The sequence below is a fragment of the Streptomyces sp. genome, assembly GCF_035563135.1.
Taxonomy (GTDB): domain Bacteria; phylum Actinomycetota; class Actinomycetes; order Streptomycetales; family Streptomycetaceae; genus Streptomyces.
Map to the genome: position 1 here is coordinate 1 of NZ_DATMVN010000508.1, position 7,462 is coordinate 7,462.

Here is a 7,462-nt window from a genome sequence, read left to right on the forward strand (position 1 = left end):
AGGGAGCGGGGGCGGCGGGGGGCGTCGCGGAGGGAGCGGGGGCGGAAGCCGCGGGCTGCGCCCCGGTTCCGGGTGTCGGTGCCTCGGGCGTACGCGGGTCCGGACCGCCCCACGAGACCCGGTGGTCGCGTTCCCCGCCGAATCCGGTCTGCCGGGAGGTGTCGGCCTGCCAGGCGGCCGCCGGCCTGGACCGGTCGGGGGGCACCGGCACTTCACCGCCGTCCCCGCCGGCCACGTCCGCGGCGTCGGTCACGTCCGCCTCGTCGAAGTACATCGGGCCCGTCTCGTCCACCGGGGCCGGGGACCGCGGGGCCGTGCCGGCCGCCGGGGCCGGCGGCGTCGAGGGAGCGGCCCCGCCCTGCGGGGGCGCGGGCCGGCTCGTGCCGGGGACCCACGAAGCGCCGTTCCAGTACCGGACGTATCCGGGGATGGACGGGTCGGGGTAGTACCCCTCGCGGGGGCTTTCGTCACCGGGTGCCGGGGTTGGGGCGCTCATCACCGTGGTCCCGTATCTCTTCGAGGCCTCAGGCCGGCCGGCCGTCGGGGGCGGCCGACCTCGATACAAGGGTCCACATCTATCAGACCGCCGGGCTCCCCCGTGCCTGTCCTGCCGTTCGGACCACTTTCAGGGTCCGGGGAAGTTTTTCTGGGAAGTCGCGTCATAGACACCCGGGAAGGCGCTCTCTCCTTCTGCGGACCGGTCACGGGACCGGCCCCTACGAGTACCGGAAGGTCGTGCACCCTCATGCAGAACGCCGTGGAACGCGAGCTGGAAGTGAAGCTGGTCCTGTCGCCCGAGCGGTCCGTCCCCGTGCCCGCCCGGCTGTCCTACTTCACCGACGACCCGTACGCCGTGCACATCACCTTCCACATCGGCTCCGAGTCGCCCGTGCACTGGACGTTCGCCCGCGATCTCCTCGTGGACGGGGTGTTCCGGCCGTGCGGGCACGGTGACGTACGGATCTGGCCCACGAGGACCGGGGACCAGGGCGCCCTCTGCGTCGCGCTCACCTCGCCCGACGGCGACGCCCTCCTGGAGATGCCGTCGGCAGCCGTGGCCGCCTGGGTGGAGCGCACCCTGCGCGTGGTGCCTCCGGGGACCGAGACCACGCTGATCGGCCTGGAGGGCGCGCTCACCGAACTGCTCACCCCGCTGCCGGCCGACGACCCGTGGCTGAGCGATCCCTGGTCCCAGGACGAGCCGCAGGACGGCGAGGCCTGAGCGGTGGTGTGCGGACGTCAGAACAGCTTGCCGGGGTTGAGCAGCCCGAGCGGGTCGAAGACCTCCTTGATCCCGCGCTGCAACTCGACCCCCACCTCGCCCAGTTCGCGGGCGAGCCATTCCTTCTTCAGGACGCCCACCCCGTGTTCGCCGGTGATGGTGCCGCCCAGTTCGAGACCCAGCGCCATGATCTCGTCGAAGGACGCGCGGGCCCTGCGGGACTCGTCGGCGTCCGTGTGGTCGAAGCAGACGACGGGGTGGGTGTTCCCGTCACCGGCGTGGGCGCAGACACCGATGGTGAGCCCGTACTTCGCGGCGACGGCTGCGGTGCCCTCGATCATCGCGCCCAGCCGGGAGCGCGGCACGCACACGTCGTCGATCATCGTCGCGGACTTGAGGGTCTCCATGGCGGGGAGGGCCAGGCGGCGTGCCGTCAGCAGGAGTTCGGACTCGGCCGCGTCGTCGGCGGGCACGACCCCGGTGGCCCCGGCCGCGGTGCACACCTCCCCGACGGCTGCGAGATCGGCGGCCGGGTCGGGCGTGTCGAAGGCGCAGAGCAGCAGCGCCTCGGTGGTTCCGGGGAGTCCCATGGAAGCCATGGCGTTGACGGCGCGCACGGTCGTACGGTCCATCAGTTCGAGGAGTGACGGAGTGTGTCCCCGCTCCATGATCCGGCACACCGCGTCGCAGGCCGCCGCCGCGGAGGGGAACTCGGCGGCGAGCACGAGCTGCCGCGGCGGCCGGGGCCGCAGCGCGAGGACGGCCTTGACCACGATTCCGAGGCTGCCCTCCGCCCCCACGAAGAGCCGGGTGAGGTCGTATCCGGCGACGCCCTTCGCGGTACGCCGCCCGGTGTTCAGCAACCGCCCGTCGGCCAGGACGACTTCCAGGCCCAGGACGTATTCGGCGGTGACGCCGTACTTCACGCAGCACAGGCCGCCGGACGCGGTGCCGATGTTGCCGCCGATCGTGCACGTCTCCCAGCTCGACGGGTCCGGCGGGTAGTACAGCCCGTGTTCGTTGACGGCGCGGGACAGCACCGCGTTGACGACGCCCGGTTCGACGACCGCGATCCGGTCGACCGGGCTGATCTCCAGGATCCGGTCCATCTTCACCAGGGAGAGCACGATGCAGCCGTCGGAGGCGTTGGCCGCCCCCGACAGTCCGGTCCTCGCACCCTGGGGGACCACGGGGACCCGCAGGGCGGTGGCGGTCCGCATGACGTGCTGGACCTCCTCGACCGTGCGCGGGAGCACCACGACGGCGGGGGTGCCGGCGTCGCAGAAGCTCGCCATGTCGTGGGCGTAGGACGCGGTGACGTCCGGGTCCGTGATCAGTGCCTCGGCGGGAAGACCTGCGCGTAGTCGTTCGAGGAGATCGTCCATGATCCAAGCCTGACATCCGGGGCCAATGGTGTGAACCCGTCTGCGTCAGCCTTCGCGGAGCGCGATGCGATCTTCGTACTGACGCAGAGTGATGGCCATGGATGCCAAGCCGCAGCAGAACCCGGAGCCACCCCCCTCCACCCTGCCGCCCCAGGGTGCGACGTCCATCCCCCCGCCTCCCGCGCCGATGCGCACGACACTGCGCAGGGCGGCGTTCGGCACGGTGGCCGCAGCCGTTCTCGTGGCCGGTGCGGTGATCGCCGTACCGGACGGCGCCGAGGAGGCCGAACCGCCCGCACCGGGGCCCGTGGCGCGGGCGGAGGCCGCCGCGGCGGCGGGTTCACCGGCGTCCCTGTCCGACCTGACGGCCCTCATCGGCGACCGGCAGAAGTGGGTGGAGACGCACCCCGCCGACGCTCCGTCCTGGGCGGTGCTCGGCTCGGCGTACGTGGAGTGGGGGCGGCGCTCCGCCGACACGGCGTACTACCCCCGTGCCGAGCAGGCCCTCCGGCGTTCGCTGGCCGCGCAGCCGGGTGAGCGCGGGAACACGGAGGCCTGGGTGGGGCTCGGTGCGCTCGCCAACGCCCGGAACGACTTCCTCGCCGCGAAGAAGTGGGGGGAGACGGTCCGCGCGCGGCAGCCGAAGAACTGGACGGTGTACCCGGTGCTGATCGACGCCTACAACGGCCTCGGTGATCACGCGGCGGCGGCGAAGGCGACGGAGAAGTTCGGCACCCTCCGCAAGGGCGCCCCCGCCCTGGCCAGGACCTCCGACATGTACCGCAACCAGGGCTGGCGCGAGGACGCCCTGGCCACCGCCCAGGAGGCGGCGGACCGCGCCACCACGCCGGCCGGCAAGGCGGCGGCCCTGCACCGCCTCGGGGACCTCGCCGCGGAGCGCGGGGAGCCGGCGGAGGCCCTCGCCCAGTACGACGCGGCCCTGCGCACGGACCGCGGCCATCTCGTCTCCCTCGCGGGCCGGGCCCGCGCCCTGGTGGCCCTGGACCGCACGGACGAGGCGCTGGCGGACTACCGGACGGTGACGGCGAAGCTGCCCCGCCCCGCGTACGCGCTCGAACTGGGCGAGCTGTACGAGTCACTGGATCTGGACGGCGACGCCCGCACCCAGTACGCCGGACTCCGCGGCCTCCTCACGAAGGCCAGGGCGGCCGGGGTGAACGAGGCGCTCACCGAGGCCCGCTTCGAGGCCGACCACGGTGACCCCGAAGCGGCGGTCGAACTGATGCGCGCCGAGTGGGAGGCGCAGCACCGCAGCTCGGCGGTGGCGGACGCCCTGGCCTGGTCGCTGCACCGGGCGGGCCGGAGCGAGGAGGCCGTGCAGTACGCGGAGCGTGCGGTGGAGACCGGTGTACGGGACGCCTCCTACGCCTACCACCTGGGGGTGATCGAGAGTTCCCTGGGTCAGGACGGCCCGGCGCGCGGTCATCTGGAGCAGGCTCTCCGCACGGATCCGGACTTCTCACCGCTGGCGGCTCCGCTGGCCCGGGAGGCCCTGGAAGCCCTGGGTGAGCCGGCGCCGGGCGGTCCGGCCCAGGTGCGGCCGGCGGAGTCCTCCGCCGAGCCGGAGCCCCCCGCCGGGCCCGGAGCTTCGCGGGAGCCCGTGCCTTCGCGGGAGTCCGCGCCGGAGTCCTCGCAGGAGGCCGGGAAGGAGGCGGGGGCCTCGCGGTCGGCGGCCCCGGACCCGCAGGGGAAGCCCAGCGCCTCGGCGGCTCCGTGACGGCATGCGGGAAGGGGCCCTTCTCCCGGCGCCGGGAGGAGGGCCCCTCATGTGCTGTGCCTACAGGTTGCCGCGCTTCTCCTGCTCGCGCTCGATCGCCTCGAACAGGGCCTTGAAGTTGCCCTTGCCGAAGCCCATGGAGCCGTGCCGCTCGATCATCTCGAAGAAGACCGTCGGGCGGTCCTGGACCGGCTTGGTGAAGATCTGCAGCAGGTAGCCGTCCTCGTCGCGGTCGACGAGGATCTTCAGCTCGCGCAGCGTCTCCACGGGCACGCGGGTCTCGCCCGCCCACTCCCCCAGCGTGTCGTAGTACGAGTCCGGGGTGTCCAGGAACCGCACGCCGGCCGCCCGCATCGCCTTCACGGAGGCGACGATGTCGTTCGTGGCGAGCGCGATGTGCTGGACGCCGGCGCCGCCGTAGAACTCCAGGTACTCGTCGATCTGCGACTTCTTCTTCGCGATCGCCGGTTCGTTGATGGGGAACTTCACCTTCAGCGTGCCGTCGGCGACGACCTTCGACATCAGGGCGGAGTACTCGGTGGCGATGTCGTCGCCGACGAACTCCTTCATGTTGGTGAAGCCCATGACCTTGTTGTAGAAGGTCACCCACTCGTTCATCCGGCCGAGTTCGACGTTGCCGACGCAGTGGTCGATGGCCTGGAACGTCCTCCTGGCGGCCGGCTCCACGATCGGGTCCGCGGCCACGTAGCCGGGGAGGTACGGACCGTCGTAGCCGCCGCGCTCGACCAGCGTGTGGCGGGTCCTCCCGTACGTGGCGACGGCGGCCAGGACGACCGTGCCGTGCTCGTCCTCGACCTCGTACGGCTCGGCGATGCCCCGCGCGCCGTGCTCGACGGCGTACGCGTAGGCCGCGCGGGCGTCGGGGACCTCGATGGCGAGGTCGACCACACCGTCGCCGTGGGCGTGCACGTGGTCGGCGAGGAAGGTGCCCCATTCGGTGGACGCCTTGATGACGGAGGTGAGGACGAAGCGGGCGGAGCCGTTGGTCAGGACGTAGCTCGCCGTCTCGCGGCTGCCGTTCTCCGGGCCGGAGTAGGCGACGAGCTTCATGCCGAAGGCGGTCGAGTAGTAGTGGGCCGCCTGTTTGGCGTTGCCCACCGCGAAGACGACCGCGTCCATTCCCTTGACCGGGAAGGGATCGGCCTGCCGGGCGGTGTCGGGGGTGGTGTGCACAGTCTCAGTCATGCCCGAAGGTTCCCGCCGCTTCGCAAGGTGCGCAACAGTTCGCCGATCCCCTGGTCAATCTGTCCAGCCCGCCGCCAGGATGGGCGGGCTGTCTGTACAGGCTGACCACAGAGGGGCGGATCATGGGGATCGATTCACTGGACGGCCGGCTCGTCGTGCTGCTGGCCCACGAGCCCCGTATCGGTGTGCTGGAGGCGTCGCGGCGGCTCGGGGTGGCGCGCGGGACGGTGCAGGCGCGGCTGGACCGGCTTCAGTCCAATGGCGTCATCCGTGGCTTCGGCCCGGACGTGGACCCGGCGGCGCTGGGCTACCCCGTCACCGCGTTCGCCACGCTGGAGATCAAGCAGGGCCAAGGAACCGACGTACGCACCCATTTGCGCGGCGTGCCCGAGGTACTGGAACTGCACACGACGACCGGCCACGGGGACATGCTCTGCCGGCTCGTCGCCCGCTCGAACGCCGACCTCCAACGGGTGATCGACCTGGTCGTCGGCTTTGATGGCATCGTCCGGGCGTCCACGGCGATCGTCATGGAAAACCCGGTGCCGCTGCGTATTATCCCGCTGGTTGAGCAGGCTGCAGAGGACACCGACTGAGTCGAGGGAGCAACATGTGAACTTCTGGGAGTATTTGAGCACCAGGCACCAACAGTTGCTCACCGACGCGTTCCAGCACGTCAGCGCCGTCTTCCAGTGCATGGTCCTCGCCACCGTCCTCGGCGTCCTGATCGGTGTCGTCAGTTACCGCAGCGGCTGGGGCGGCTCACTGGCGATCACGTCCACCTCGGCGATCCTCACCATCCCCTCGCTCGCGGCGATCGGCCTGCTGATCCCGCTGGTCGGGCTCGGGGTCCCGCCCACCGTGATCATCCTGACCCTGTACGGGCTGCTGCCCATCGTCCGTAACTGCATCGTCGGGCTGCGCGGGGTCGACCCGTCCCTCGTCGACGCGGCGAAGGGCATAGGGATGTCCCGGACGCGGCGGCTGTTCAAGGTGGAACTGCCGCTCGCGTGGCCGCCCATCCTCACCGGCATCCGGGTCTCCACCCAGATGCTGATGGGTATCGCCGCCATCGCCGCGTACGCCTCGGGTCCCGGTCTCGGCAACGAGATCTTCCGCGGACTCGCCTCACTGGGAAGCGCCAACGCCATCAACCAGGTCCTCGCCGGCACGATCGGCATCGTCATTCTCGCCCTGCTCTTCGACGCCGCGTACGTACTGCTCGGGCGGCTCACCATCCCCAGGGGGATCCGTGCCTGAGACAACCACCGGGCCGGTGGAGCCGACCCCGACCCGCCCCGCCGGCACCTCGGGCGCCACCATCCAGCTGGAGGAACTCAGCAAGTCCTACCCGGGCAGCCCCGCCCCCGCCGTGGACAACGTGTCCATGGACATCAAGGCGGGTGAGACCGTGATCCTCGTGGGTCCCTCGGGCTGCGGGAAGTCGACCACGCTGAAGATGATCAACCGCCTGATCGAGCCGACGTCCGGGCGGATCAGGATCAACGACGAGGACGTCACCGACATGGACCCGGTGAAGCTGCGCCGCAAGATCGGCTACGCCATCCAGTCCTCCGGTCTCTTCCCGCACATGACGGTCGCGGAGAACATCGCCCTCGTGCCGAAGATGACCGGCTGGTCGAAGTCCGGGGTGAAGGACCGGGTCGAGGAGATGCTCGACCTGGTCGGCCTCGACCCCCGGGAGTTCCACGGACGCTACCCGCGTCAGCTCTCCGGCGGCCAGCAGCAGCGTGTGGGTGTCGCCCGGGCACTGGCCGCGGATCCGCCGGTACTCCTGATGGACGAGCCGTTCGGGGCGGTCGACCCGATCACCCGCGACCACCTCCAGGACGAGCTGATCCGGCTCCAGCACGAACTGCACAAGACGATCGCCTTCGTCACCCACGACTT

At 71.2% G+C, this 7,462-nt stretch carries 8 protein-coding genes; 5 read left to right on the top strand and 3 right to left on the bottom strand.

Annotation, left to right across the window (positions count from 1 at the left end):
• The coding region (locus VN520_RS22205; protein WP_325748693.1) for a DUF2510 domain-containing protein at window positions 1-496 on the bottom strand (496 nt) is incomplete at its 3' end.
• A gap of 249 nt (window positions 497-745) precedes the next feature.
• On the opposite strand from VN520_RS22205, the gene VN520_RS22210 reads away from it, so the two are divergent.
• The gene (locus tag VN520_RS22210) at window positions 746-1,222 is read left to right on the top strand and encodes an SsgA family sporulation/cell division regulator (RefSeq protein ID WP_325748694.1); all 477 of its coding nucleotides are present in this window, start codon (window positions 746-748) and stop codon (window positions 1,220-1,222) included.
• Window positions 1,223-1,239: 17 nt separating this feature from the next.
• Here VN520_RS22210 and VN520_RS22215 read toward each other — a convergent pair whose 3' ends face one another.
• Window positions 1,240-2,607, bottom strand: coding sequence for an FAD-binding oxidoreductase (locus VN520_RS22215; RefSeq protein ID WP_325748695.1), 1,368 nt, complete (start codon window positions 2,605-2,607; stop codon window positions 1,240-1,242).
• A 97-nt stretch (window positions 2,608-2,704) separates the two neighbouring features.
• Between VN520_RS22215 and VN520_RS22220 the strand changes: the two genes are divergently transcribed.
• Entirely contained in the window at window positions 2,705-4,345 is a 1,641-nt protein-coding gene (locus tag VN520_RS22220) for a tetratricopeptide repeat protein (RefSeq protein WP_325748696.1), read from the top strand.
• 60 nt (window positions 4,346-4,405) lie between these two features.
• Here the strand turns inward: VN520_RS22220 and hppD are convergent, their stop codons facing one another.
• Complete coding sequence (gene hppD / locus VN520_RS22225) at window positions 4,406-5,551, bottom strand: 4-hydroxyphenylpyruvate dioxygenase (RefSeq protein ID WP_325748697.1); 1,146 nt, start codon at window positions 5,549-5,551, stop codon at window positions 4,406-4,408.
• A gap of 122 nt (window positions 5,552-5,673) precedes the next feature.
• On the opposite strand from hppD, the gene VN520_RS22230 reads away from it, so the two are divergent.
• The 3 genes from VN520_RS22230 to VN520_RS22240 form a co-directional block, all read left to right on the top strand.
• Window positions 5,674-6,147, top strand: coding sequence for an Lrp/AsnC family transcriptional regulator (locus tag VN520_RS22230; RefSeq protein ID WP_325748698.1), 474 nt, complete (start codon window positions 5,674-5,676; stop codon window positions 6,145-6,147).
• A 16-nt stretch (window positions 6,148-6,163) separates the two neighbouring features.
• The gene (locus VN520_RS22235; RefSeq protein ID WP_325748699.1) at window positions 6,164-6,811 is read left to right on the top strand and encodes an ABC transporter permease; all 648 of its coding nucleotides are present in this window, start codon (window positions 6,164-6,166) and stop codon (window positions 6,809-6,811) included.
• The coding region (locus VN520_RS22240) for an ABC transporter ATP-binding protein (RefSeq protein ID WP_325748700.1) at window positions 6,804-7,462 on the top strand (659 nt) is incomplete at its 3' end. The genes VN520_RS22235 and VN520_RS22240, both read left to right, overlap by 8 nt.